Genomic DNA, 25,032 nt, shown 5'->3' with positions numbered 1-25,032 from the left:
TTGAATTTCCCAGGCGCACGTATCGAAGCAATCCGTGAAGCCGTGCCGCGAAGGCGTTCCCGGCGCATTGCCGACGCCGGGCGGCGCGTCATGCGCAAATGCAATCCCGCCACCGCGCGGGCCGGGAACGACTTTCGCTACCACGCTAGATCCGACCTGTTTCCGCCGATACACCGAACGCGTGGATGCTTCCTCCGACCTGATCGTCGCCCGTCCCGAGGGCCTGTACTGCCCGCCCGGCGGCTTCTATATCGATCCGTGGCGGCCCGTCGAGCGCGCCGTCATCACGCACGCGCACGCCGACCACGCGCGCTTCGGCCACGCGCGCTATCTCGCGACGCAGGCGAGCCTTGGCGTGCTGCGCTCGCGCCTGCCCGGCATCGACGTGCAAGGACTGCCCTATGGCGAGCGCATCGACATCAACGGCGTACGCCTCTCGCTGCATCCCGCCGGCCACGTGCTCGGCTCGGCGCAAGTGCGGCTCGAACACGGCGGCCGCGTATGGGTCGCGTCGGGCGACTACAAGGTGGAACCCGACCCGACCTGCGCGCCGTTCGAGCCCGTGCGTTGCGACACCTTCATCACCGAATCCACGTTCGGCCTGCCGATCTATCGCTGGGAGCCGCCGCACACGGTCTTCGAGAGCATCGACGCGTGGTGGCGCCACAATGCCGCCGAAGGGCACGCCTCCGTGCTGTTCTGCTATTCGTTCGGCAAGGCGCAGCGCGTGCTGGCGAGCGTGGATCGCGGCATCGGCCCGATCTTCTGCCACGGCGCCGTCGAGCCGCTCAACCGCGCCTACCGCGAAGCCGGCGTCGACTTGCCCGCCACGCGGCTCGTCAGCGAGATCGCCGCGCGCGACAAGGCCGCGTTCCAGGGCGCGCTGATCGTCGCGCCGCCCTCCGCGCAAGGCAGCGCATGGATGCGGCGCTTCGGCGACTATCGCGACGCGTTCGCCTCGGGCTGGATGCGCTTGCGCGGCACGCGGCGCCGGCGCGGCGTGGACCGCGGCTTCGTGCTGTCCGATCATGCGGACTGGCCCGGCCTGCAATACGCCATCGGCGCGACCGGCGCGCAACGCGTGATCGTCACGCACGGCCAGATCGAGCCGATGGTGCGCTGGCTCGGCGAACAGGGGCTCGACGCGAGCGCCTTCACGACCGAGTACGGCGACGATGCGATCGAAGCCGACAACGCGGGCGACGGCGACATCGCAGCGCATGAACAAAGGCCGGCCGAAGCGCAGACGGGAGCGCCGGCGAGCGCGCAATCGGAAATGCAATCGGAAATGCAATCGGAAGCGCAATCGGAAACGCCATCGGAAGCGCAAGCCGGACCCGAAACCGCTCCGCCTTCCGCGAGCGCGCCGCGATGAAACGCTTCGCGGCGCTCTACGCGGCGCTGGACGCCACGACCTCCACCAACGACAAGCTCGAAGCGCTGGTCACGTACTTCTCGGCGGCCGAACCCGAGGACGCCGCGTGGGCGTCGTACTTTCTCGCGGGCGGCAAGCCGCGCCAGTCGGTGCCCACGCGCGTGATGGTCGAATGCGCGCGCGAGCGGGCGCGCCTGCCCGAATGGCTGTTCGAAGAGTCGTATCAGGCCGTGGGCGATCTCGCCGAAACCATCGCGCACGTGCTGCCGCCCGCCACGCGCGAATCGGAACTCGGCCTCGCGCAATGGATCGAGCAACGCGTGCTGACCTTGCGCGGGCTCGCGCCGCCGGAACTGCGCGAACGCCTGACCGGCTACTGGGACGAACTGAACTGGAGCGAGCGTTTTCTGCTCACCAAGCTCATCGGCGGCGGCTTTCGCGTGGGCGTGTCGCGGCAACTCGTGGTGCGCGCGCTCGCCCGCGTGGCCGACGTCGATCACAAGCGCATCGCGCAACGCATGGTCGGCTGGACCGACTCGCGCCAGGCGCCCAGCGCCGCGCGCTATCTCCGGCTGATCGCGCCCGCGGCCGAAGGCGACGACATCGAAACGCCGCACGAAAGCGACATCGGCTTGCCGTATCCGTTCTTTCTCGCGCACCCGCTCCAGGCCGATCCCGAAACGCTCGGCGCGGTCTCCGACTGGCTCGCCGAATGGAAATGGGACGGCATACGCGCGCAGCTCGTCAAGCGCGCGGGCCGCGTCTGGATCTGGTCGCGCGGCGAGGACCTCGTGACCGAGCGCTTTCCCGAACTCGCCTCGCTCGGCGCGGCATTGCCCGACGGCACCGTGATCGACGGCGAAATCCTCGCGTGGGAATCGGGCGCGAGCGCGCCCTTGCCGTTCGCGCGCCTGCAACCGCGCATCACGCGCAAATCGCTGACGAAAAAAGTGCTCGCCGATTCGCCGGCCGCGCTGCTCGCCTACGATTTGCTCGAAGAAAACGGCCGCGACTTGCGCACGCAGCCGCTGGCCGACCGGCGCGCGCGTCTGGACGCGCTCGCGCGGACGCTTTCGCAAACGCTCGCGGTGGACTTGCTGCGCGTCTCGCCGCTCGTCGCCGCGCACGACTGGCCCGCGTTGGCCGCGTTGCGCGAGGAAAGCCGCGCGCGCGGCGTGGAAGGGCTCATGCTCAAGGAGCGCGCGTCGATGTACGGCGTGGGGCGCACCAAAGCGTCGGGCACGTGGTGGAAGTGGAAGATCGACCCGTATGCGATCGACGCGGTGCTGCTCTACGCGCAACGCGGCCACGGCCGCCGCGCGAGTCTCTACACCGACTTCACCTTCGCCGTGTGGGACGACGTGGACGGCGCGCGCACGCTCGTGCCCTTTGCGAAGGCCTATTCGGGACTGACCGACGAGGAGATGCGCAAGGTGGACGCCATCGTGCGTAAAACCACGGTCGAAAAATTCGGCCCGGTGCGCAGCGTGACGCCCACGCTCGTATTCGAGATCGGCTTCGAAGGCATTCAGGCCAGCCCGCGCCACAAGTCGGGCATCGCGGTGCGTTTTCCGCGCATGCTGCGCTGGCGCACCGACAAGACGATCGACGACGCCGACACGCTCGACATGCTCAAGGGCTTTCTCGACGAGGCGCGGGCATGAGCCATTCCAACGACTCCCGGGCTTCCGACAATCGCGACGACATCGGCGAAGGCGCGTCGCCCGATCGTCCGGATGCCGGATCCTCCGGCACGAGGCCGTCGCGCAAGCCGCGCCCGCGCCGCGTGCCCCGCACCCGCGCCGCGCAGGCGAAGCTCGACGCCATCGCGGAAACCTTCAAGCCCGCGCCGTTTCACTACGATCCGGCCGAAGCCGCCACGCCCATCGAAGCGCGCATCGACCGCTGGTTTGCCGCGCGCGGCTGGCAGCCCTTCGCATTCCAGCGCGACGTATGGCGCGAAATCGCGCGCGGCGCGAGCGGGCTTTTGCACGCCACCACGGGCGCGGGCAAGACGTGGGCCGTATGGCTCGGCGCGCTCGCGGCATATGCCGGCACGCCGTCCGCGTCGCGCAAGGCCACGCTCCCCGCGCCGCTCACCGTGCTCTGGATCACGCCGATGCGCGCGCTCGCCGCCGACAGCGCGCGCGCCTTGCAGCAAGCCGTGGAAGCGCTCAACGTGCCGTGGAGCGTGGGCTTGCGCACGGGCGACACCTCCTCGGCCGAACGCGCGCGCCAGAGCCGGCGCATGCCCTCGGCGCTCGTCACCACGCCCGAAAGCCTTTCGCTGATGCTCACGCGCACGAATGCGCGCGAGGAACTCGCGCAACTGCGGCTCGTGGTGATCGACGAATGGCACGAGCTGCTCGGCAACAAGCGCGGCACGCAAACGCAGCTCGCGCTCGCGCGGCTCGCAAGCTGGCGCCCCGGCCTGCAAGTGTGGGGGCTTTCGGCGACGCTCGGCAATCTCGCGCTCGCGCACGACGCGCTGCTGCATTGCGTGCGCACGCCGCGCGTGGTGGTGCGCGGCGCGCAACCCAAAACGCTCGTCGTCGACACGCTCATTCCCGAGAAAATCGAGCGCTTTCCGTGGGGCGGGCACCTCGGCACACGCCAGGTGGGCGCGGTCGCCGACGAGATCGACGCCGCGCGCAGTTCGCTCGTTTTCACCAACACGCGCTCGCAATCGGAAATCTGGTATCGCGCGCTGCTCGAATTGCGGCCCGAATGGGCGGGACTGATCGCACTGCATCACGGCTCGCTCGACAAGGAAGTGCGCGACTGGGTCGAACTCGGCCTGAAGAACGGCAAGCTCAAGGCCGTCGTGTGTACCTCGAGCCTCGATCTAGGCGTCGATTTCCTGCCCGTGGATCGCGTGTTCCAGATCGGCTCGCCCAAAGGCGTCGCGCGCCTGATGCAGCGCGCGGGCCGCTCGGGCCACGCACCGGGACGCATCTCGCGCGTCACCATCGTGCCCACGCACGCGCTCGAACTCGTCGAGGCGGCGGCCGCGCGCTACGCGATCGGCGCGCAGCGCATCGAAGGCCGCGACATGCCGCTCAAGCCGCTCGACGTGCTCGTTCAGCATCTCGTGACCGTGGCGATCGGCGGCGGCTTCACGCCCCGCGACATCTACGCCGAAGTGCGCACGGCCTATGCGTATCGCGATCTCACCCAAGCGGAATTCGACTGGGCGCTCGCGTTCGTCGAACGCGGCGGCGCCTCGCTCGGCGCCTACCCCGACTATCACCGCGTCGTGGCCGGCGACGACGGCGTGTATCGCGTGCCGCGCGAAGACCTCGTGCGGCGGCATCGCAACAACGTCGGCACCATCGTGGCGAATGCGACGATCAACGTGGCTTATCTCTCCGGCGGACGGATCGGCGCGATGGAAGAGTCGTTCATCGCGCGGCTCAAGCCCGGCGACGTTTTCACGTTCGGCGGCCGCGCGCTCGAACTCGTGCGCGTGCGCGACATGACCGCGTACGTGAAGCGCGCCGCGTCCTCGCGCGGCGCCATGCCGCAATGGGCGGGCAGCAAGATGCCGTTGTCGTCGGAACTGGCCGAGGCCGCGCTCGTGATGCTGGCGCGCGCCAACGACGGCATTTACGACGAACCCGAAATGCGCGCCATCAGGCCGCTGCTCGACTTGCAGCACGCGTGGTCCGCATTGCCCGGCCCAGGCGTGCTGGTGATGGAAAACGTGCGCACGCGCGAGGGCTATCACTGCTTTTGCTATCCGTTCGCGGGGCGCATGGCGCATATCGGGCTCGGCGCGCTGATCGGCTGGCGCGTGGCGCGCGATCGGCCCAGCACGTTCTCGATTTCCATGAACGACTACGGCTTCGAGCTGCTTTCGGCGCAACCGTTCGACTGGCAGGCGCTGATCGAAAACGGCCTGTTTTCGCCGGACCATCTCGAACACGACATCTTCGCGAGCCTCAACGCCTCCGAACTTGCCGCGCGGCGCTTTCGCGAGATCGCGCGCGTTTCGGGGCTTGTTTTTCAGGGTCATCCGGGCCAGCAAAAAAGCGCGCGGCAATTGCAGGCGTCCAGCGGACTCTTTTACGAAGTGTTCCGCAAGCACGACCGCGCGAACCTGCTGCTCGCGCAAGCCGATCAGGAAGTCATGTTGCAGGAACTCGAACTCAAGCGCATGCGCGATGCGCTCGTGCGCATGAACGAAAGCCGGCTCGTGCTCACGCAGCCGAAAAAGCCCACGCCGTTCGCGTTTCCGCTGATCGTCGCGCGCCTGCGCGAAAAGGTGACCACCGAAAAGCTCGCGGATCGCGTCGAGCGCATGCTCGCGGAACTCGAAAAAGCGGCGCAACGCGAGGGCGCTCATGAGCGATGATTCGCTGACCATCGACGTGAACGGTCATGCGTTGACGCTTAGCGCGGAGCGTGCCGCCTACGACCCGGCGCGCCAAAGCCTGTTCGTCGCCGACGTGCATCTGGGCAAGGACGCCGTGTTTCGCGCGCGCGGCATACCGGTTCCCGCCGGCTCGACCGGCGAAACGCTCGCGCGGCTCGACCGGCTGATCGCCGCGCATCGGCCGCAATCCCTCGTATTTCTCGGCGATTTGCTGCATGCGCGCGAATCTCATGCGCAGGACATGCTGAATGCGTTGCGCCGCTGGCGCGCGGGGCATCGCGAGTTGCATCTGCTGCTCGTCGAAGGCAATCACGACCGGCACGCGGGCGCGCTCGCCGCCGAATTCGGCGTGCATACCGTGGCCGAGCCGTATCGTCTCGGACCGTGGGCGCTCTGCCATCATCCTCAATACGTCGATCACGCGTACGCGCTCGCGGGCCACGAGCATCCGGTTTTCCGGCTCGCCAGCGGCTTCGACAGCGTGCGCTTGCCGTGCTTCCGGTTTGGCGACCGCGCGGGCGTGCTGCCCGCGTTCGGCGCGTTCACCGGCGGATTCGAAGTGAGCGCCGGCGCCGCGCGCGACAGCGTGTACGTGATCGCGGAAAACAAGGTCTTTCCCGTCAAGCGCTGAAGCGCGCGGCGGCTCGCGCCGCTACCCGCCGCTGCCCGCCGCTACCCGCCAGGCGCCCGTCACGAAGCGCCGTCTGGTTGCCCGGCCTGCCGAATCGTCAGTTCCGCGTAACCGGTTTGCGGATCGTGCTCGCGCGAAAAGCGATGGTCGGGCAGCAGCGCCAGCAGCAATTCCACCGTCGTGCGAACGATGCAGCCCGGCGCGACATGGCCGCCCGACACGTGACCGCACGCGTCGGAAACACACACGTGCAGATGCGCGCCGTCGGGCGAAACGGACCCTGCGAGCGTCAGGATTTCGAGGTCGCCGCGCAGTTCGGCGGGCAATTCGGCGCCCGCGAAGCGCACCTGCGCCGCGCCGAGACTGCCGATGCCTTGCAGCACGAACGCGGCGCTCGCGTTGCACGACTTCAATGCTTCGACCACGGCGTGACGCACGTCGTCGCCGGGAGAAAGACGCAAGGGGTGCACGCGCATGGCATACGCTCCGGTATAAAAACGTCGCGCCGCCGCTTTTCGCGCGGCGGCGCAAGCAAACGCGTCAGGTCGCGCTACGTAGCGTTACGTCGCGTCACGTAGCGCTACGTGGCGGCGAAATCAATGCCGGTGAGCGGGCCGAGATGCGCGACGCTCGTGAAGTGCGAGGTTTCCTTCGTGTCGATGTCGAGTTCGCGCACGTTGCCGCCCAGGTCGGTGACAAACGCGCGGCGCCCGCGCGCGTCGAGCGACACGCCGATGCCTTCCTTCAACTCGCGCGCGAGCACCTCGTGGCCCGTAAGCCCCGCCGCCGTGATGCGCGCGCGATTGAGCGTGTTGCCGTCGTGCGAGTCGTCGCCGCGGTCGGTCCAGTAGAGCATGCCGTCGCGGTGATCGATGTCGAGGTCGATCGGCTCGGGCAGATTGGCGAGCAGGCATTCCACGTCGGGGCGATCGTGCGGCTGTGCGCCGGCGGGCATCTCGATGCCCGCGCGGAAAATGCGGCCTTGGCCCGCGTCGGGCGCGCCTTTCTGCGTCCAGTAGAGATGGCCGTTGGCTTTGTCGAGCACAATGCCCACGCAATGACGCGTGGCGTCGGCGGTATCGCGCGGGAACTCGCCCGTGCGCACCAGAACGGTGACGTCGCCGCCGTCGAGCCGCGCGCGCATCACGCGCATGCCCTCGCGGTCGCACCAGTAAAGGTGGCCGCCTTCCTTGTCGAGCACGATTTCCTTGGGCGTGCCCGCCTCGCCCGAAGCCACGAGCACGCGATGCCCGCTGCCGTCGAGCTTCGCGCATTCGATGGTGCCGTCGTTGGGCGGCAGCGGACCGGAAACCGGGTCGCCATCGACCAGATGAATGCCCGTGCCCATGTTGGTCCAGTAGATCAGCTCGTTGCGAGCGTCGACCTTGATGCCGTCGGGCGTGCGCGTGAGGTTCGCGAGCACGACTTCGTGCGTGCCATCGGGCCAGAGCGCGACGATCGCGGGAGGACGCGCCTGAAGCACGTACAGCGTGCCGTCGTTGCCGGCGTCGTCGGCATGGTTGGGGTTGTCGATATTCACAGCCGGTACCCTCCGTGTGGAAAGTGAACGTGCCGCCGAAAGGCGGCGCCGATGCGTGGACCCGCGTGCGTGCAGGCTGTTCCCGAGAGGCTACATGAGGTTGCGGAAAACCACGTGAACCCTGCGCGCGCGCAAAGTCAGGCTTTCAATTAGCCGTCATTTCGCGTGGCATGCGATTTGCGTTCGCCAACGCGCGCAGCCGATGCGAGCCGAATCATCGACATAACAAAGGAATGTGTATGGCCAACGACAAGCGCCGCCCGCGCGCGACCGGCACAGTCGCCGCGAAACGAGAAAAACGCGGCGAAAAGCCGGCCGGAAAGCACGAGGAAAAGCCCGCGAAACGCGGCAAACGCCTGCCGCAGCCCGACGACCGCCAGGCCATCCTCACCGAGCAGCGGCGCCTCAAGATGGCGCGCTCGCCCCACGCCTACGTGCGCGGCAACACCGCGCAGTTCTACGAATGGATCGTGGAGGCCAACGGCGATTCGCTGCCGCAAGGCCCCGCCGTGTGGATTTGCGGCGACTGCCATACCGGCAATCTCGGGCCGGTCGCGAATCAGGACGGCAAGGTCGAGATCCATATCCGCGATCTGGACCAGACCGTGATCGGCAATCCCGCGCACGATCTCGTGCGCCTCGGCCTTTCGCTCGCCACGGCGGCGCGCGGCTCCGCGCTCGCGGGGCTCACGACCGTACACATGATCGAAGCGCTCGCGGCCGGCTACGAGTCGGCGTTCGCCACGCGCCAGCCGAAGTTCGCGCTGCCCGAGCGTCCCGAGCCCGTGCATCTCGCGATGAAGCAGGCCGTGCGCCGCTCGTGGCGTCATCTCGCCGAGGAACGCATCGACGATCTCAAGCCGACGATTCCGCTCGGCAAGCGCTTCTGGCCGCTTTCGCGCAGCGAAGCGAGAGCCATTGACGCGCTCTTTCGCGACGAAGCGATCGCGAGCCTGCCGGCCGGGCTGCGCGGGCGCAAGAACACCGGCGAAGTGGAGATTCTCGACGCCGCCTATTGGGTCAAGGGATGCAGTTCGTTAGGACGCCTGCGTTATGCGGTGCTGCTCGACGTGGACGGCGGCGTGATCGAGGGCGACGACCTTTGCCTCATGGACATCAAGGAAGGCGTGAAGGCGGCCGCGCCGCGCTACGGCGACGCCGCCATGCCGCGCGACAACGCGGAACGCGTGGTGGAAGGCGCGCGCCATCTCTCGCCGTTTCTCGGCGAACGCATGCGGGCCGCGCGCCTGCTCGACCGCGCCGTCGTGATCCGCGAACTCCTGCCGCAAGACCTCAAGCTCGAAATCGACGAAATCGGCGAACACGAAGCGCGCGAGGTGGCGTTCTATCTCGCGGCCGTGGTGGGCAAGGCGCACGCGCGCCAGATGGACCCGCCCACGCGCCGCGCATGGCTGGGCGAATTGCGCCGCAACCGCTCGAAAACCATCGACGCGCCGCTGTGGCTCTGGAACAGCATCGTGCAGCTCGTGAGCAGCCACGAAGCGGGCTATCTCGAACACTGCCGCCGTTATGCAACGGGCGTCAATTAGGCCGGCCGAACGGCGGCCCGGCACGGGCGGGCGCCACTGCGGGTAAACTGCACGGGACGCCTATTTGCCGGGACCGTAATGACTGCTTCGCCACCGCCGCTGGCCATATTGTTCGTCGACGACGACGAGATATCGCGCGTGCTGTTCGAGCGCGCGATGCAGGGGCTTTTTCACGGCCTCTACACCGTGCATTACGCGCGCAGCGCCGAAGAAGCGTTCGAAACGCTCGAACGGCACGGCAGCGAGATCGCCGTGCTGTTCACCGACTTCCGCCTGCCCGGCCGCAACGGCGACCATCTGCTGCGCGAAGCGGCGCAGCGCTACCCGCATATCGTGCGCATTCTCGTGACCGCGTATGCGGACAAGGCAATGCTGATCGAAACGGTGAACACGGGCGAGGTGTTCCGCATTCTCGAAAAGCCGCTGCGCGCCAATACGCTGCGCGAGTTGCTGCAACTCGCGCTCGACCGCTACACGGAAAGCCGCGCGCACCGGCAGCAGTTGCTGGCGATGGACGAAACCCTGGCGTTTCTCGTGCATGAGCTGAGCACGCCGCTCGCGACCATCGCGCTGTTCGCGCGCACGCTCGAAGGCGAAGCGAACGCGGCCGCGGACAAAGCCGCGAGCGCGAGCCCGGCCGCCACCATGCTCAACAACGCGCAGTATTGCCTCACACTGGTTTCGTCGTTCTGGGAAACGGTACACCGGAGCAGCGGCGCGACCGGCTCGCCGAAGGAAGCGAACCGCGAGGTCAACGCCTCGCGGCTGATTGCGAATCTGCTCGACACCTATCCGTTCGCGGGCGCGCAACGCGAGTGGATCAGCGTGATCGTGCGCGGCGATTTCGTCGTGCGCGCCATGCCCAATTGCGTGGCGCTCGTGCTCTCCTCGCTGATCTCGAACGCGTTGCGCGAGCTGGGCGCGATCCATGCGCCCGCGCTGCAAATCGAGGTGATCGCCGGGAACGAGCCGCAAATCCGCGTTCGCGACAACGGCCCCGGCATCGCGCCCGAGATCATGGCGCGCCTGCTGCAAGACCCGGTCACCACGCACGCGGAGTCGGGCGGTCACGGCATGGGCATGATCTTCTGCAACCGCATCATGCGCTCGGCGGGCGGCAGTTTGCGCATCGACTCGGCATGGGGCGAAGGCACCACCGTGACGATGAATTTCGGCAAGCCAAAGGAAGAAGGCGCGGGCTAGTCGCCAGCGGCGGCAGCGGAGGCCGCCACGAAATAGCGGTGCAGCGCGTCGGCGGAACGGTTGCCGAGCGTGACCACGTGCGCGAGCCAGTCGTCCTCCTGCGGCCACTGCCCGTCGAGCACGCGCGGATAAATCAGCCGCACATGATCGTGCAGCGCCTTGGCGCCGATATTGCCGCTGATGCCGAGCAGGATGTGCAGCGTGTAATGCGCGGTCTTGAGATCGAGCGACTGCGCGCTCGTCACCAGTTGCTCCAGCAGCGAGCGAATCTGCACGATGCCCTTGAGAAACGTGGGGTCGAGCATGTCGAGCGAAACCAGTTCATCGAGATGCGCTTCGTCGAGCAGGTCGGTGTCGGCGAGCGGTTCGAGATCGAGTTCCGCCACGCGCGCGGCCGGCTCGCGCGGCGCCTCCTCGCCGCGCGCCGAGGCCGCGGCCAATGCGAATTGCCGCGCAAGGCACGTATAGAGCGCGCCCACGCGCACCGGCTTGATGAGCACTTCGTTCATGCCCGCCGCGAGACACGCGCGCAACGCCTCCTTGCTCGACTGCCCCGTCAACGCGACGATGGGCACGCGGTCGAAAACGCCTCCGCGCGCGCGTATGCGCGCCGTGGTGGCCGCGCCGTCGAGGCCCGGCATGTTCAGGTCGATGACGATGGCGTCCACGCTGCGCGCCGCTTCCCGCGTATCGAGCAGATCGAGCACGCCCTGGCCGTGCTCCGCTTCGATCACGCTCGCGCCGCAGCGTTCGAGATAACTCTTCGCCATCATGCGGCTATAGGTTTCGTCGTCGGCGAGCAGAATCGTGCGGCCCGCGAAGCCCTCGAAGCGCTGGTTGCGGTTGCGGCGGTCGCCGTTCTCCATCAGCGTTTGCAGCGCGCCCATCAACTCCACGGCGCTGGTCGACTTGCTGATGGATTCGTCCATGCCCGCCGCCAGCGCCAGCCGATGCGCCACGTTATGCGGCTCGACGGTGTGACCGATCACGAGCACGTTGCGGTTCGGGCTGCTTTCGTCGGCGCGCAGGCGTTCGGTGGTTTCGTAGCCGTCCATGCCGGGCATGTTCAGGTCCATCAGCACCGCGTCCCAGCGCCCGCCGTCGTGCAACATGGCCAGCGCCGCCGCGCCGCTTTGCGCTTCGCCCACCTGCGCGCTCACGGCCGAAAGCGCGAGCTGCACGCGCGCAAGCTGGCTCGCGTCGTCGTCGACCACGAGAATGCGCTTGCCTTCGAAGAACAACGCGGCGCGCGCGAGCAGATGACGCCGGTGATCGGCGATTTCGAGTTCCGAAACCGGCGGGAACGTCAGCGTGAATTCGGTGTACTTGTGCGGCTCGGCGCGGCATTCGATCGTGCAGCCGAACGCGTGCATCGCGCGCTGCCAGTACGCGAGGCCGGGCGCGGCTTCCCGGCCGTTTGCTTTCGCGCCGCCGGCAGCCGGAGCGCGCGCGGCCTCGAAGCCCGGCCCGGTGTCGAGCAGCGTGACCCGGCGCCGCTCCACCGTAATCGTGAGCGTGGCGCTGGGCGCGCCCGCCGACGCCTGCAACGCATTGCGCACGAGATTGAACAGCGTGAACAGATAAACCGTTTCGTCGACCTTGAAGGTGAAATCCTCCAGCACGACAAGGCGCACCTTGCCGCGCTCCTTGCGGCCGCTGAAGCCGTATTCGTCGAGCGCCTTGCGCGTGGTGGCCGCGGCGCCCAGATACGCGAGCGTGTCGGCGCGAACCGGCTTGGCGCTCACTTCGTCGAGCGTCATGGCGATGATGCGCAGCCCGCGGTCGATCGCGAGCTGGCCGTGCGCCACGTGCTGCGCAAGCGAAGCCACGCTTTCGGCATGCGCGGCTTGTGCGGCTTGTGCGGCTTGTGCGGCTTGTGCGGATTGCCCGGCGCCGGACGCGGCGAAGCCGTCGAGCGCGTCTTCGATGCGGTCGAGCACGTAGCGCAGCCGGTTGAGCGGATTCAGCATTTCGTGCGCGACGGTGCCCGCGAGCGCGGCCAGCGCCTGGTTTTTCGCGTGCGCCGCCATGCCTTTGCGGTTGCTATGGCTGAACGTCACGCCCGCCACGATGCCGAACGCGAATACGGGCAAATACGTATAAACAACCCGGTGCCAGCTCGTCAGCAACGCGTGCGGCACGAACAGCCATGCGGCGAGAACGGCCAGTCCCACGCCAATCGCGAGATTGAGTGCAAGCGCGATAAACGACGGAAAAATCGCGATCAGGAAGAACACCATGCCCACTTCGGCCATCGACCAGATCATCGAATAATGACTGGTGACGAGATACCACGTGAAAAAGAACGGCAGCGTGTAGGTGACGGTCGCGAAGTAGTACCACGGCAGATAGCGCGCGGCCCGCGCGGGCCAGTGGCGGCGCAGCAGCAGCAAGCCGCAGGCGAGCGTGCCGATCAGGCGCATGAGCGCATTTTCGTTGGGTTGCGGATCGACGAACGTCCACCACAGCCAATAGACGGGGTGCCCGATGGTTCCCACCACGCCGATGGCGAACACGCTGTAATCGGACACGCGATAGGCGTCGCGTATGCGCTGCGTCAAATACCGCATGCCCGCTTCCGTGGCGTTCATATTGCCCTTCGTTGCCGTTTTTATTCCTGGCATTGCTTGATATCGGCGTTACCGTCCATTGCAATGTAATGCGCATACCGCGTGCTCGCCGCCGCGCCCGATGCGACGCCGAAGCCTTCGAGGGCGCGAACCGGAACGATGGTAGCGTGGATTGCGCCCGCGCGCGGCGCGACGCGCGAAAATTTCAGGGCGACGGCGCGCGCCGCGCGGCCCATGAAAAAACCACGGCGTCGCGCGCGGCGAGGCCGTGGTCTTGCGCTGCAAAAAGCGCCGCTGTCAGCTACCCAGCGCCGGATCGCTGAAGCTGGCGCGGCCCGTTTCCACGTGGCCCGCGAGGCGGCGCACGAAGGTCGCGTCGCTGTCGACGGTGATCGTCAGGTCGTACCAGCCGTAGGCATTGCGCAGGTCGAGATAGAGCGACTCGGTGTCGCCGCCGCGCACGGCGCGCGTGATTTTCGCGGACGGATCGTAGGCGTTCACGATGGTGAACTGGCAGCGCGCGTTGCCCGTGTTTTCGAGGCGCAGTTGCAGGTTGCCGTTGGCCACGTCGTAGCTTTCGGCCACTTCGGGGCGCGCCATGTCCTTGCCGCCGAACCAGCTCATCTTCGCTTGCGTGCCCGCGAAGCGGCGCAGAAAACCGTTGGGGCCATGCACGCTGAAGTCGTAGACGCCGCTCGCGCCGATCGCGAGCGTGTCCTGCAAGTGCTTGCCCGCTTCCACCGTATAGGTGCGCGGGGCGTCGGCGCTGCCGGCCGCGTAGACGAGAAACACCGCGCCCGCGCGGCCCGAGTTCACGAAGCGCATGCCGCCCGCGTGATTGCCGCCGGCGTCGAAACGCACGAACAGCTCGTACGGCAGCGCCCGCGCGTGACGCACGCCCGCTTCCTGCTTCGGCACGCTGCCCACGGCCGGCGGCAGCGGCACGTAGTCGGGGTGACGCACGCGGTCGGGCGGCGCGTAGCTCGCGGTGGAAGGCAGCGCGGGCAGCGCGGCATTGGGCGTGGCGAAATCGAACGCCGCGGTGAGGTCGCCGCACACCGCGCGACGCCATGCCGTGATGTTCGGCTCTTGCAGATTGCGCCCTTCGCCGAAGCGCTTTTCGATAAAGCGGATCACCGAGGTGTGATCGAACGTCTGCGAGCAGACCCAGCCGCCGCGCGACCACGGCGAGACCACCAGCATCGGCACGCGCGGGCCGAGACCGTAGGGGCCCGCGGCATACGCGCTGCTGCCCGGAAAGATTTCGTTGGCCGTGGAGACGGTGGAAAGGCCGTTCGCGCTCGATGCGGGCGGAAACGGCGGCGCGACGTGATCGAAGAAACCGTCGTTCTCGTCGTAGTTCACGAGCAGCACGGTCTTGCTCCAGAGATCGGGGTTCGACGTGAGAATCTGCAAGACCTGATCCACGTACCACGCGCCGTAGTTCGCCGGCCAGTTGGGATGCTCCGAATACGCTTCCGGCGCCACGATCCACGAAACCTGCGGCAGCGCATTGTTCTGCACGTCCTGCTTCAGCACGTCGAAATAGCCGCCGCCCGCGAGCACGTTGGTGCCTGTGCGTGCGCGGTCGTAGAGCGGATTGCCGGGCTGCGCGTTCTGGTATTGGTGGAAGTAGAGCAGCGAGTTGTCGCCGTAATTGCCGATGTACGGGTTGTCGCCGGTCCAGCCCCACGCGCCCTTGGCGTCGAGCCCTTCGCCCACGTCCTGATAGATCTTCCACGAAATGCCCGCGTTTTGCAGCACTTCAGGATACGTGGACCAGCCGTAGCCCGCTTCCGCGTTGTCGACCACGGGGCCGCCGCCGCTGCCGTCGTTGCCCACCCAGCCCGTCCACAGGTAGTAGCGGTTCGGGTCCGTCGAGGTCAGCGTCGAGCAGTGATAGGCGTCGCAGATCGTGAAGGCGTCGGCGAGCTGGTAGTGGAACGGAATGTCGTCGCGCGTGAGGTACGCCATCGTGGTGGTGCCTTTCGCGGGCACCCACTGGTCGTAGCGGCCGCCGTTCCAGGCGGCGTGCGTCGTCGGCCAGTCGTGCGGCAGGTCCTGGATGAATTGCAGGCCGAGATTGGCCGCCGTGGGATGGAACGGCAGCACTTCGCCCACGCCCGCTGCGATGGGCTGGTTCCATACCGGCTTGCCGTTGGGCAGCGTGATCGTACGCGTGTCGCCGAAACCGCGCACGCCGCGCAGCGTGCCGAAATAATGGTCGAACGAGCGATTTTCCTGCATGAGGATGACGATGTGCTCCACGTCGCGCAGGCTGCCCGTGCGGTTGTTCGCCGGAATGGCGAGCGCGTTGCGGATGCCTTGCGGCAGCATCGTCAACGCAGTGGCCGAACCGGCGCTCATCGCGGCGGTGCGGAGAAAGTCACGGCGGCTTCTCGAAGTCATGTTGTGGTTTCCATCTTCAGGTTGAGAAAAGCGCGCGCGGTGCGCCGCCGTCCACGAGTCGCGGAGGTTCGGACGGCGGGCGGAAAAGCCGCGCGGCCGGCGGGTCAATCGGCGGTGTGAAAAACGGGTGGTGCGAGCGGCGCGTTCTGCGCCGTTTGTGCGTTCGGTGCCGTTTGTGCGTTCGGTGCGTTCGGTGCGCTTTGGGTGTCCTGATCCGCGTTCGCGTCTTGCGAGGCGGCGCCCGGCGAGGCGCCGCCCGCGTCGAGGCTGGGCGCGGCTGACGCAAGCGGCCTCGCAGGCGAGCGCACTGCGTCGGCAGGAATCGCTGCGTCCGGGTCCGCGCCGTTGGCGGCGCTGTCGAAGCCGTCCAACGCATCGGCCGATGTCGATGTCGATGTCGATGTCGATGGCGATGGCGAAGGGAAACTGGGCGGCGTGGCGGGCTGCGCACCCGCGCTATCGGCAAGTTCGCGCGCGGCGCTCGCGGTGAGCGCCACCCGCGTGCCGCCCGCGCGATCGCCGCACGCGCTGATTGCGCAAGTGGCCAGCGCGGCGCACGCGCTCGCGGCAAGCATGACCAGGGCGCGCCAATGCGCGCGAGCGCGGGATGCGCCCAAACGTTTGCGCGGCGCGTTGCGCAAAAGCGCACGCGCCGGCGCGGATTCGACCGTCATCGAAGTCTCCGTCCAGGGACAAGAAAGAGGCACAACAACGGCTCGAGGAGGCGGCCCGAGCATGCCCGCCGCGCGGCAACGCGAGACGCTGCGATGCGGCGGCGAAGCGACGGCCAAGCATAGCGGCGCCGCTTTTAAGTTTTGTGACGATGGAAGCGTTTTCGCGACGGTTCGCGCGGCGTTTTGGCGGGCTGTGGTTTTGGCTGTGGTTTTGGCCGCGCTTGGCCGTGCTTTGGCCGTGCTTTGGCCGTGCTTTGGCTGTGCTTTGGCCGTGTTTTGGCCGTGTTTTGGCCGTGTTTTGGCCGTGTTTTGGCCGTGTTTTGGCCGTGTTTTGGCCGTGCTTTCGGCTGCGCTTTCGGCGCTGCTTTCGGCCACTCTCGGCCACGCTATCCGCCATGCTGCTGGCCACCCGGTCCGCCTGGCCGTTGGTCGCGCCAATCGCCGCGCGCTTATCAGTGAAATTATCCGCGCAGCAAATCGCGCAACTGTCCGCGCCGCGTCTCAAGCGCGCTTACAGCCGGCTTTCCGCGCGCCGCGAGAGCCGGTCGCACACGCCCTGCTACACTGGCGCGTTCGTTCGCCAACGTCCGGCGCAGGCACGTCGGGGGCAGGCACGATACGCGCCGCGCTCACCGCATTTCGCACCGCCCTTTCGCGCCGTATTTCGCGTCGTATTTCGCACCACATTTCGCACCGTATTTCCCAATTTTTCGCATGTTCGACTCGTACTCCATCGACCGCGCGCTGGCCGCCAAAGGCATTGCCGCCGACCCGAGCCAGCAGCGCGCCATTGCCGCGCTCGGCGCGCTGCTCGACGGCGCCGGCCCGCAAGGCGTCTATTGCCACGGGCTGCCGGGCCGCGGCAAGAGTCTCGTGGTCGACACGATGTACGCGCTCGCGCCCTGCGCCAAACGCCGCCTCTATTTCCACACCTTCATGCGCGACGTGAACCGCCGCGTGGTGCAGGCGCCGCCCAGCGAAGACCGTCTCGGCGACGTGGCGCGCGCGTGGCTCGAAGGCGTCGAACTGCTCTGCTTCGACGAATTCCACGTCCACGACATCGCCGACGCGTTCCTGATCGGCCGCTTTCTGGAGACGGCGCTCGCGCGCGGCACGCGCATCGTGCTGACGTCGAATTACAGCCCGACAAACCTGCTGCCCGATCCCGAGTTTCACGCGCGCTTCGAGCCGACCATCGCGTTGATCGAACAGCATTTCGCCGTGATCGCCTTCGACGGCGCGCGCGATTACCGGCAACACCGTGCCCACGGCCCACACGACACTCACGACACTCACGGCACGCACGACACACACGGCACATACGGCACGCACGGCGGCGATGCGGCGGCGGCCTGCTATTTCGCGCCGCTCGACGGCACGCGCGAGGCGCTTCGGGCGATCTATCGCGCGCACGAGACGCAGGCGGCGTTGCATCCGTCCACGGTGGAAGTCGCGCACCGTTCGCTGGACGTGACGGCGGCGGGCAAGCATTGGCTGTGGGCCGATTTCGGGACACTGTGCGGCGCGCAGCGCTCGCACCTCGACTACCTGGCCATCGCCGAGCGCTGGCAGGGCGTGATCGTCGATCGGCTCGACACCGCGCGGCTCGCGCGCCGCGACGTGTTGCAACGTTTCGTCTGGCTCGTCGACATCCTCTACGAACACCGGCGCCGCCTCGTGATCGCGTCCGACCAGCGGATACGCGCGGCGCTCGATGGACTTCACGGCGCGCACGACGTGGCGCGCACCACGAGCCGTCTCGCCGAAATGCAGTCGCGCGAGTACGTGCACGACGCATCGTGCGGCAGGCACTGAACGCGATGCCGGCCGCCGCCTTGCTCGCCGAAACCTTGCGCCTGGTGACGCGGCGCTACGGCTTGCCGCCGTTCGAAGCCGAAGCCGACGCCAGCCACGACGCGCGGCCCGCCACAACGCTCGCGCTGACGATCGAACAAGCGCGCCGCGCGCTGGCTTGCAACGCAACGCCCGACGACGCGCTGCGGGCTGTTTTCGTCGATGCGCTCGCGCGGCTGATTGGCGAGGCGCTGCGTACCGATACGGCGTTTCAGGCCATGCTGCTGCGCCATCGCGTGGCGCACGTGCGCGAGTTCGCGTCGCTTGCCGCGCACGCGGAGCGGGATCGCCGCTCGATCTTCGCGAATGTGAACGCGATCGCGCATCCGGCCAGGCAGGCGCGCACGGCGGACGAGGCGCAGCGCGCGGCGCTCGCGCGCGTGCATGCGAGCGCGGCATCGGCATCCTGGGCGCAACTGCGCGAAGCGGCGCGCGACCTCGCGCGCATCGCAAACGACGCCGGCTTGCGGCACGGCCTCGAACGGCTCGTCCACAATCCCGCGCTCGCGCATCTGGAGCGCCTTGCCGCGCTTTCCGCCGACGCCGCCGTGCAGCAATATCAAGCGCTCTGGGACTGCCAGGGGCCGCGCCCCGGCAGCGCCGACGCCGTGGCGCAAGGCAGCGCTTCGCAACAACGCGGCGCGGCGGTCGAGGCGCTGGCCGCGCAGGCGCTCGAAGCGCTCGCCGCGCGGCTGGAGGCCGAGGAACGCGCGAGCGGCATCGTGAGCGGCAGCGGCCATCATGAGAAGCACTACCGCGTCGTGACCTCGATGCGCGTGCCCGCGTCCATTCCCGCGAGCGCCGAACGCGCCAAAAGCGAGTGGGACGCCGTGCTGCTGCGGCGCGCGCCGGCCGCGAATCCAGCGGCCGCGCAGGACGTGTGGCACGTTTGCCTGCTCGTGGAGGCGAAGGCTTCCGTGGACGCCGCGACCACGGACTTTCCGCGCCTGCTGCGCGGCTTGCGTCTGCTCGCGCACGCGAACCCCGACGCCGCATATGCGTTCGAAACGCAGCAAGGCGCCGTGCGCCTCGCGGGCGCTTCGCTGCACGCGTTGTCCATCGACGAAAGCGCCGTGCGCGGCACGGTGCTCTATTGCTCCGACGCGCCCGCCGAACCCGCGCCGCGTCTGCTGGGCGCGGCAAGCCGCATGCAACTGCTTTCGGCGCCCGCGAGTCTCGCGTTCGCGAGCACGGCCGCCGACGGGCGCGAGCCCGACGCGCGCGATCTCGACGCCGTGTGGCAAGAGTTGCTCGCGTCGCCGCGCTGGGCGGGCGTGCTGAACCAGTATCCGCTGCTGGATCAGGTGCGCGGCCTGATGGTCCATACGGACGATCTGCTCGCGGCCATCGGCGCGGCGCGCGCGGCGTAGCTGCATCGGCCGATGATTCGCGCAGCGCTCTGCGGCCGCTCGCATCGCGCCCGCCTGCTGCTTTCGCTGCCCGGCATCCGGAAGGTGCGCGGCTTTCTCGACCTCGCCACCGAAAGCCGCGGGCCGGAACCGCCGCGTCAACCGCGCCCTGACGGCGCTCGCCCAACGACCTTTCGGAAAGCTATACTGGGCCCCATTTCCCCATTTCGTCTGACAAAAAAGTCGGAGCGCGCATGCGGCCCATCGTTCTGCCATTTTTGATCGCCAAAGGCGACCGGAAACGTTTTCACGATCGCTCGCTCGATCATCAGCGGCCGCTTTCCTTCGGCACGATGACGCTTTCGCTCGGCGCGTATGCCCTGTTCGCCGCGGCGCGCGCCACGCTCGTCGCAGCGCCCTTTCCGCTCCTCGTCAGCACGGCCGCGCTGGTGGCGCTCGTGCTGCTCGTGCTCGCGATTCCACGCACGCGCGACACGCTGCAATTCGGCTTTATCGGCGTGGCTTATGTGGTCGTCATGCAGTTGGCGGCCAACGCGCTCGTTGCGGGAACAACGAACCCGCTGGCCTGGATGCTGCCGGTCGTGGTGGCCGTCATGGTGTGCGCCGCGCCGCTCTGGCTCACGCCCGCGCATTTCATCACGGGCGCGATCTGCTACTACGCGGCCACTGCGCCGTTTTTTATCGGCCTGCACGGCAACGTGGAAAATCAGGCCGTCTTTCTCGTCTGGGTGGCGATTTCGTTCACGACGGCCTGCGTGTTTCATTTCGGCTTTTACGGCTTCCGGTATCGCCATTTTCAGCTCGAACAACAGCTCACCTCGCGCGCCGACACCGACCCGCTCACCGGCGTGAAAAACCGCCGCGCGTTTCTCGACGCCGCCACCGCGCTCGTCGAACGCAGCACGCTCGCTCAACGCGCGCTCACGCTGCTGCTCATCGACATCGACCTGTTCAAGTCGATCAACGAGCAATTCGGCTATGGCGCGGGCGACAAGACCTTGCAGAACGTGGCCGGCGCCATCGGCGAAACCGTCCCTGAACACGCCCTGATCGCGCGCATGGGCGGCGAGGAATTCGTGGTGCTGGTGGAAGAAAGCGCCTTGACGTCCGCCGCCGAATTCGCCGAAGCGCTGCGCGCCGCGATCGCGCGCATCCCGCGCCCGGACGGCTACGTGAGCGCGAGTATCGGCGCGGCGCGGCTCGCGCCGCAAGACACCGTCGCCTCGCTGCTCGAACGCGCCGACGAAGCGCTCTTTCGCGCAAGGCAGGCCGGGCGCAACCAGGTGGCTTTCGAGCGCGGCCGCACGCTCGTGGCCGTGCGCAATACGGCGTCCGCCGATGCCGCCGCGCCGGCCGAAACCGCGCCTCGCGCGCCGCGTGCCCCGGAGCCGGGCGCGCGCTGGCGCGGCATGACGCTGGTTTCGCATTTCCAGCCGCTCTGGAGCGTGCCGCGCGAAAAGCTCGTGGGCATCGAGGCGTTGCTGCGCGGCGAGGACGGCCACGGCAATCTCGTTGCGCCCGCAACGTTGTTCGCGGGCCTCACGCATGCCGAACTCGGCGAACTCGACGTGCTTTCGCACGCATGCCACCTGCGTAACGCCCGCGCGCAATTGCCCGCGGGCGCGCGGCTTTTCCTCAACCTGCTGCCTTCCACCTTCGTGCGCGAGGGCTACGAACTGGAACTCGCGCGCATGGCCGCCGAAGCCGGTCTGGACCCGCGCGACATCGTGCTCGAATTGCTCGAATCCGACGACGCCAGTCCCGACGCGCTCTCGCTCGCGGCCAACCGGTATCGCGACTGCGGCTTCGGCATTGCCGTCGACGACTTCGGCGCGCGCTATTCGAACCTCGACCGCCTGCTGCGCATTCAGCCCGACCTCGTGAAGCTCGACGGCGAGCTGATACGCGCGCGCAACCGCCGCTCGGGGCGCCCGCTGCTGCGCGACCTCGTGACGCTGCTGCATCAGGCCGACATCGCCGTGGTCGTCGAAGGCGTGGAAACCACCGAGGAACTCGTGCTTACCGTCGAAGCGAAAGTCGACGTCGTGCAGGGCTTTCTGCTCGGGCGCCCCGCCGCTTCGGTCAATTCCACGACGCTCGCGCCCGCGCGCATCGACCATGCCTTCGACGTGGCGGCCGAATCGCGCTCCGTGCGCCTGTGCCGCTTCGACCTCATGATGCGGCCTTTGCTCGACGCGCTCACCGAAGCGGGCCAGCAGGTGCAGGCGGGCGCGCCCTTCTCCGCCGCGCTGGAGCCGTTGCGCGCGAGCGCGTTATGCCTGCGCGTGTTCGCGCTCGGACCGATGGGACGGCCCGCGCTCTACGAAGCGCACGGCGCGGCGAATTCGGCGGCGTCCAATGCGCGGCCGGCGGGCACGGGCGTGCTGGACGGCCGCTGGGACCATCGCGCGTTCTTCTGGAAAGCCGCGCGCCGGCAAGGCTGCGCGGTCTATTCCGGTCCCATGCTTTCGCCGCTCACGCAAAGCCTTTGCATCATTGCGTCGATCGCCGTGGAAAGGAACGGCGCACAGGTGCTTCTCGCCGCCGAACTCGACTGGGCGTCGCCGGAATTGCCGTGGCCCGAGGCGGCGTGACATCGAAGGGGCGTCAAAGCGCGGACCGTTCGCGCGCTTTGGAATACTCGCACAGGCCAGCCGTCGGTCCCGGGCCACGCGGCCGGCTCATTCGAGTGCAAAGCCGTCCTTGAAGGCTTGACGCAAGAACTCCGCGAAGCGCTTCACCGCGCGCGGCACTTGCGCGCCGTAAGGACGCACCACATGAAGCTGCGAAGCAAAGGCGTCCACCGGACGCCAGTTCGGCAGCAGCACGACGAGCTTGTTCGCGCGCAGCGCCGACTGCGCGCTGAAATCGGGCAATAGCGCAATGCCGAGATGTTCGAGCGCGGCATCGCGCAGCGCCTCGCTGTTGTTCGCCGAAAACGAGCCGTTCACCGTCACGCTCACGCGCGCGCTTTCCGTTCGGCGCGAGGTTTTCTCGAACGTCCATTGCGCCGGGCCCAACGTGCGCGGATAAAACAGGCAGTCGTGCTGCGCGAGATCATCCGGCGTTTGCGGCGTGCCGCGCTGCTTGAGATACGCGCGCGTGGCGACGATCACCGAGCGCGTGTCGCACAGCTTCCACGCCACGTGCGTTTCGGGCACTTGCGCGCTGTGGCGGATCGCAAGATCGAAGCCTTCGCTTGCGATCGACGTGAGGCGGTCGGAGAGTTCGAGTTGCACGCGCACTTCGGGATTCGCGCGCGCGAACTCCGCGAGGCGCGGCACGAGTTGCTGCCGCGCGAACGCCACGGGCGCGGTCACGCGCACGGTGCCGCGCGCCACGTCGGCCATTTCGCGCACGCTCGCGAAGCTCGCGGCGATGCGGCCGAATTCCGCGCGCGTTTCCGCAACCAGCCGGTTGCCCGCTTCGGTGAAACGCACGCTGCGCGTGGTGCGCTGCACGAGCGCCACGCCCGCCACGCGCTCCAGTTCCGCGATGCGCTGGCTCATCGCCGCCTTGCTCACGCCCAAACGCGCGGCGGCGGCCGTGTAGCTGCCGTGTTCGGCCAGCACGTTGAGCCAGTGCAAATGCGCCCAGAGCGCTTCGATTCGCTGATTGTCCATCGACGGAATTCGCCTGAAGCCGTTTCAAATCGTTTAAAGCCGCTTCAATCGCATGAAGCCGCTTCAAATCGTATGAAATCGCATGAAGCCGGGATTGCCGATCGTAGCATCTTTCATCGCACCGGCAGCAGATTGTTCACGTCGGCAAACAATCAATTCAGCGCCGCGATCTTTGCGCCCACGCGCGCGGTTCGTACACTGCAAGGCATGCGAAACCTCACGAGGAGATGACATGCAGGCTTATACCGATTCCGCGGACGTGGTGAACTTCATCGGCGGCAAACCCGCGCGCGGCGCGGGCGAGCGCACGCAGGCCGTGTTCAATCCGGCCACGGGCGCCGCCGCGCGACGCCTCGTGCTGGGCGAAGCGGCCGACGTGGACGCGGCCGTCGCCGCCGCCAAGGCCGCATTTCCCGCATGGCGCGACACGCCGCCCATTCGCCGCGCGCGCGTCATGCTGCGCTTTCTCGAACTGATGAACCGCCACAAGGACGAGCTTGCCGCCATCATCACGGCCGAGCACGGCAAGGTGTTCGCCGACGCGCAGGGCGAAGTGGCACGCGGCATCGACGTGATCGAATTCGCCTGCGGCATTCCGCAACTGCTCAAGGGCGACTACACCGAGCAGGTTTCCACCGGCATGGACAACTGGACCGTGCGCCAGCCGCTTGGCGTGGTGGCGGGCATCACGCCGTTCAATTTTCCGTGCATGGTGCCGTGCTGGATGTTCCCGGTCGCGCTGGCCGCCGGTTGCACGTTCGTGCTCAAGCCGAGCGAGCGCGATCCTTCGGCGTCGCTGTTCATGGCGAAACTGCTGACGCAAGCGGGCCTGCCCGACGGCGTGTTCAACGTCGTGCAGGGCGACAAGACCGTGGTGGACGCCCTGCTCGCGCATCGCGACGTGAAGGCCGTGAGCTTCGTGGGCTCCACGCCCATCGCCAACTACATCTACGAAACGGGCGCGAAGCACGGCAAGCGCGTGCAGGCGCTCGGCGGCGCGAAGAATCACATGGTCGTGATGCCCGACGCCGATCTCGACCAGGCCGTGGATGCGCTGATCGGCGCGGGCTACGGTTCGGCGGGCGAGCGTTGCATGGCGATTTCCGTGGCCGTACTCGTGGGCGACGTGGCTGAAAAGATCGTGCCGAAACTGGCCGAACGCGCCCGCGCGCTCGTCGTCAAGAACGGCATGGAAGCCGACGCGGAAATGGGTCCGATCGTCACGAAAGCCGCGCTGGAACGTATCGAGGGCTATATCGCCGCGGGCGTGGAAGAAGGCGCGCAACTGGTCGTGGACGGACGCGGCCTGAAAGTGCCGGGCCACGAAGCGGGCTTCTTCACGGGCGGCACGCTGTTCGATCACGTCACGCCGGAAATGCGCATCTACAAGGAAGAAATCTTCGGACCGGTGCTGGCCTGCGTGCGCGCGAAGGACTTTGCCGAAGCGGTGCAACTGATCAACGACCACGAATTCGGCAACGGCGTGGCGTGCTTCACGCGCGACGGCAACGTGGCGCGCGAGTTCGGCCGCCAGATCGAAGTGGGCATGGTGGGCATCAACGTGCCGATTCCGGTGCCGATGGCGTGGCACGGCTTCGGCGGCTGGAAACGCAGCCTTTTCGGCGACATGCACGCGTACGGCGAGGAAGGCGTGCGCTTCTACACGAAGCAGAAGTCGATCATGCAGCGCTGGCCGGAAAGCACCGAAAAAGGCGCGGAATTCACGATGCCGGTCGCGAAATGAGCCTCAAATAAGGGCGAATCGGGAAAAAACGGGAGCAAGCCGGGAAACAAGCCGGTCAGGAAGGCGGCGCGGCGGGAAGGCCGCCGCCGGCGATTCATGCGTTCGTGCGTTCGT

General features: G+C 67.7%; 17 protein-coding genes. 10 read left to right on the top strand and 7 right to left on the bottom strand.

Annotated features, from left to right (window positions below; all coding sequences use genetic code 11):
- Positions 1–181: 181 nt before the first annotated feature.
- The 4 genes from U5805_RS01570 to pdeM are packed head-to-tail and all read left to right on the top strand — an operon-like array spanning position 182 to position 6,381.
- Complete coding sequence (locus U5805_RS01570; protein ID WP_322101665.1) at positions 182–1,375, top strand: ligase-associated DNA damage response exonuclease; 1,194 nt, start codon at positions 182–184, stop codon at positions 1,373–1,375.
- Positions 1,372–3,039, top strand: a complete 1,668-nt coding sequence (locus tag U5805_RS01565) for an ATP-dependent DNA ligase (protein WP_322101664.1) — start codon at positions 1,372–1,374, stop codon at positions 3,037–3,039. The genes U5805_RS01570 and U5805_RS01565 overlap by 4 nt, the downstream gene beginning before the upstream one ends.
- Positions 3,036–5,729 carry a ligase-associated DNA damage response DEXH box helicase gene (locus tag U5805_RS01560; protein ID WP_322101663.1) on the top strand — a complete coding sequence of 898 codons (2,694 nt, stop codon included), beginning with the start codon at positions 3,036–3,038 and terminating at the stop codon, positions 5,727–5,729. Before U5805_RS01565 ends, U5805_RS01560 begins: the two co-directional genes overlap by 4 nt.
- Positions 5,719–6,381, top strand: coding sequence for a ligase-associated DNA damage response endonuclease PdeM (gene pdeM / locus U5805_RS01555; protein WP_322101662.1), 663 nt, complete (start codon positions 5,719–5,721; stop codon positions 6,379–6,381). The genes U5805_RS01560 and pdeM overlap by 11 nt, the downstream gene beginning before the upstream one ends.
- Before the next feature lie 59 nt (positions 6,382–6,440).
- Here the strand turns inward: pdeM and U5805_RS01550 are convergent, their stop codons facing one another.
- Together U5805_RS01550 and U5805_RS01545 are read right to left on the bottom strand one after the other, a co-directional pair.
- Complete coding sequence (locus U5805_RS01550; protein ID WP_322101661.1) at positions 6,441–6,857, bottom strand: PPC domain-containing DNA-binding protein; 417 nt, start codon at positions 6,855–6,857, stop codon at positions 6,441–6,443.
- Between the two features lie 104 nt (positions 6,858–6,961).
- On the bottom strand, positions 6,962–7,921 hold the full coding sequence (locus U5805_RS01545; RefSeq protein WP_322101660.1) for a hypothetical protein: 960 nt from the start codon (positions 7,919–7,921) through the stop codon (positions 6,962–6,964).
- 239 nt (positions 7,922–8,160) lie between these two features.
- Between U5805_RS01545 and U5805_RS01540 the strand changes: the two genes are divergently transcribed.
- Both U5805_RS01540 and U5805_RS01535 read left to right on the top strand, forming a co-directional pair.
- A complete protein-coding gene (locus U5805_RS01540) occupies positions 8,161–9,471 on the top strand; it encodes a DUF2252 family protein (RefSeq protein WP_322101659.1) in 1,311 nt (436 codons plus the stop codon).
- 78 nt (positions 9,472–9,549) lie between these two features.
- Positions 9,550–10,674 carry a hybrid sensor histidine kinase/response regulator gene (locus tag U5805_RS01535; RefSeq protein ID WP_322101658.1) on the top strand — a complete coding sequence of 375 codons (1,125 nt, stop codon included), beginning with the start codon at positions 9,550–9,552 and terminating at the stop codon, positions 10,672–10,674.
- Here the strand turns inward: U5805_RS01535 and U5805_RS01530 are convergent.
- The 4 genes from U5805_RS01530 to U5805_RS01515 all read right to left on the bottom strand — a co-directional run bounded on the left by U5805_RS01530 (position 10,671) and on the right by U5805_RS01515 (position 16,327).
- On the bottom strand, positions 10,671–13,265 hold the full coding sequence (locus tag U5805_RS01530; protein ID WP_322101657.1) for a response regulator: 2,595 nt from the start codon (positions 13,263–13,265) through the stop codon (positions 10,671–10,673). The genes U5805_RS01535 and U5805_RS01530 overlap by 4 nt on opposite strands.
- A gap of 20 nt (positions 13,266–13,285) precedes the next feature.
- Positions 13,286–13,480 carry a hypothetical protein gene (locus tag U5805_RS01525; protein WP_322101656.1) on the bottom strand — a complete coding sequence of 65 codons (195 nt, stop codon included), beginning with the start codon at positions 13,478–13,480 and terminating at the stop codon, positions 13,286–13,288.
- Positions 13,481–13,541: 61 nt separating this feature from the next.
- Positions 13,542–15,653: a phosphocholine-specific phospholipase C gene (locus U5805_RS01520; RefSeq protein ID WP_322101655.1), complete on the bottom strand. Its 2,112-nt coding sequence runs from the start codon at positions 15,651–15,653 to the stop codon at positions 13,542–13,544.
- A 104-nt stretch (positions 15,654–15,757) separates the two neighbouring features.
- Positions 15,758–16,327, bottom strand: coding sequence for a hypothetical protein (locus tag U5805_RS01515; protein WP_322101654.1), 570 nt, complete (start codon positions 16,325–16,327; stop codon positions 15,758–15,760).
- A 714-nt stretch (positions 16,328–17,041) separates the two neighbouring features.
- Between U5805_RS01515 and zapE the strand changes: the two genes are divergently transcribed.
- From zapE to U5805_RS01500, 3 genes are all read left to right on the top strand, one after another.
- Entirely contained in the window at positions 17,042–18,142 is a 1,101-nt protein-coding gene (gene zapE / locus U5805_RS01510) for a cell division protein ZapE (RefSeq protein WP_322101653.1), read from the top strand.
- Entirely contained in the window at positions 18,139–19,551 is a 1,413-nt protein-coding gene (locus U5805_RS01505; RefSeq protein ID WP_415914522.1) for a 3-deoxy-D-arabino-heptulosonate 7-phosphate synthase, read from the top strand. Before zapE ends, U5805_RS01505 begins: the two co-directional genes overlap by 4 nt.
- A 233-nt stretch (positions 19,552–19,784) precedes the next feature.
- Positions 19,785–22,145, top strand: coding sequence for a bifunctional diguanylate cyclase/phosphodiesterase (locus U5805_RS01500; RefSeq protein WP_322101652.1), 2,361 nt, complete (start codon positions 19,785–19,787; stop codon positions 22,143–22,145).
- An 87-nt stretch (positions 22,146–22,232) separates the two neighbouring features.
- On the opposite strand, the gene U5805_RS01495 is transcribed toward U5805_RS01500, so the two are convergent.
- Positions 22,233–23,174 (bottom strand): LysR family transcriptional regulator, encoded by a 942-nt coding sequence (locus U5805_RS01495; protein WP_322101651.1) that lies wholly within the window; start codon positions 23,172–23,174, stop codon positions 22,233–22,235.
- A 232-nt stretch (positions 23,175–23,406) separates the two neighbouring features.
- Here U5805_RS01495 and U5805_RS01490 point away from each other — a divergent pair, with 232 nt between their 5' ends.
- Positions 23,407–24,918: a CoA-acylating methylmalonate-semialdehyde dehydrogenase gene (locus tag U5805_RS01490; protein ID WP_322101650.1), complete on the top strand. Its 1,512-nt coding sequence runs from the start codon at positions 23,407–23,409 to the stop codon at positions 24,916–24,918.
- Positions 24,919–25,032: the final 114 nt, after the last annotated feature.

This window comes from Paraburkholderia sp. J41, assembly GCF_905220235.1.
Classification (GTDB): domain Bacteria; phylum Pseudomonadota; class Gammaproteobacteria; order Burkholderiales; family Burkholderiaceae; genus Paraburkholderia.
Note: the sequence above shows the minus strand (reverse complement) of the source record. Positions and strands in the feature narration are given on the sequence as shown.

Excerpts from the sequence above, each read along its gene's own strand:
- U5805_RS01565 (WP_322101664.1), top strand. The coding sequence starts at position 1,372 with ATGAAACGCTTCGCGGCGCTCTACGCGGCGCTGGACGCCACGACCTCC.
- U5805_RS01560 (WP_322101663.1), top strand. The coding sequence starts at position 3,036 with ATGAGCCATTCCAACGACTCCCGGGCTTCCGACAATCGCGACGACATC.
- pdeM (WP_322101662.1), top strand. The coding sequence starts at position 5,719 with ATGAGCGATGATTCGCTGACCATCGACGTGAACGGTCATGCGTTGACG.
- U5805_RS01550 (WP_322101661.1), bottom strand. The coding sequence starts at position 6,857 with ATGCGCGTGCACCCCTTGCGTCTTTCTCCCGGCGACGACGTGCGTCAC.
- U5805_RS01540 (WP_322101659.1), top strand. The coding sequence starts at position 8,161 with ATGGCCAACGACAAGCGCCGCCCGCGCGCGACCGGCACAGTCGCCGCG.
- U5805_RS01535 (WP_322101658.1), top strand. The coding sequence starts at position 9,550 with ATGACTGCTTCGCCACCGCCGCTGGCCATATTGTTCGTCGACGACGAC.
- U5805_RS01530 (WP_322101657.1), bottom strand. The coding sequence starts at position 13,265 with ATGAACGCCACGGAAGCGGGCATGCGGTATTTGACGCAGCGCATACGC.
- U5805_RS01525 (WP_322101656.1), bottom strand. The coding sequence starts at position 13,480 with ATGGGCCGCGCGGCGCGCGCCGTCGCCCTGAAATTTTCGCGCGTCGCG.
- U5805_RS01520 (WP_322101655.1), bottom strand. The coding sequence starts at position 15,653 with ATGACTTCGAGAAGCCGCCGTGACTTTCTCCGCACCGCCGCGATGAGC.
- U5805_RS01515 (WP_322101654.1), bottom strand. The coding sequence starts at position 16,327 with ATGACGGTCGAATCCGCGCCGGCGCGTGCGCTTTTGCGCAACGCGCCG.
- zapE (WP_322101653.1), top strand. The coding sequence starts at position 17,042 with ATGTTCGACTCGTACTCCATCGACCGCGCGCTGGCCGCCAAAGGCATT.
- U5805_RS01500 (WP_322101652.1), top strand. The coding sequence starts at position 19,785 with ATGCGGCCCATCGTTCTGCCATTTTTGATCGCCAAAGGCGACCGGAAA.
- U5805_RS01495 (WP_322101651.1), bottom strand. The coding sequence starts at position 23,174 with ATGGACAATCAGCGAATCGAAGCGCTCTGGGCGCATTTGCACTGGCTC.
- U5805_RS01490 (WP_322101650.1), top strand. The coding sequence starts at position 23,407 with ATGCAGGCTTATACCGATTCCGCGGACGTGGTGAACTTCATCGGCGGC.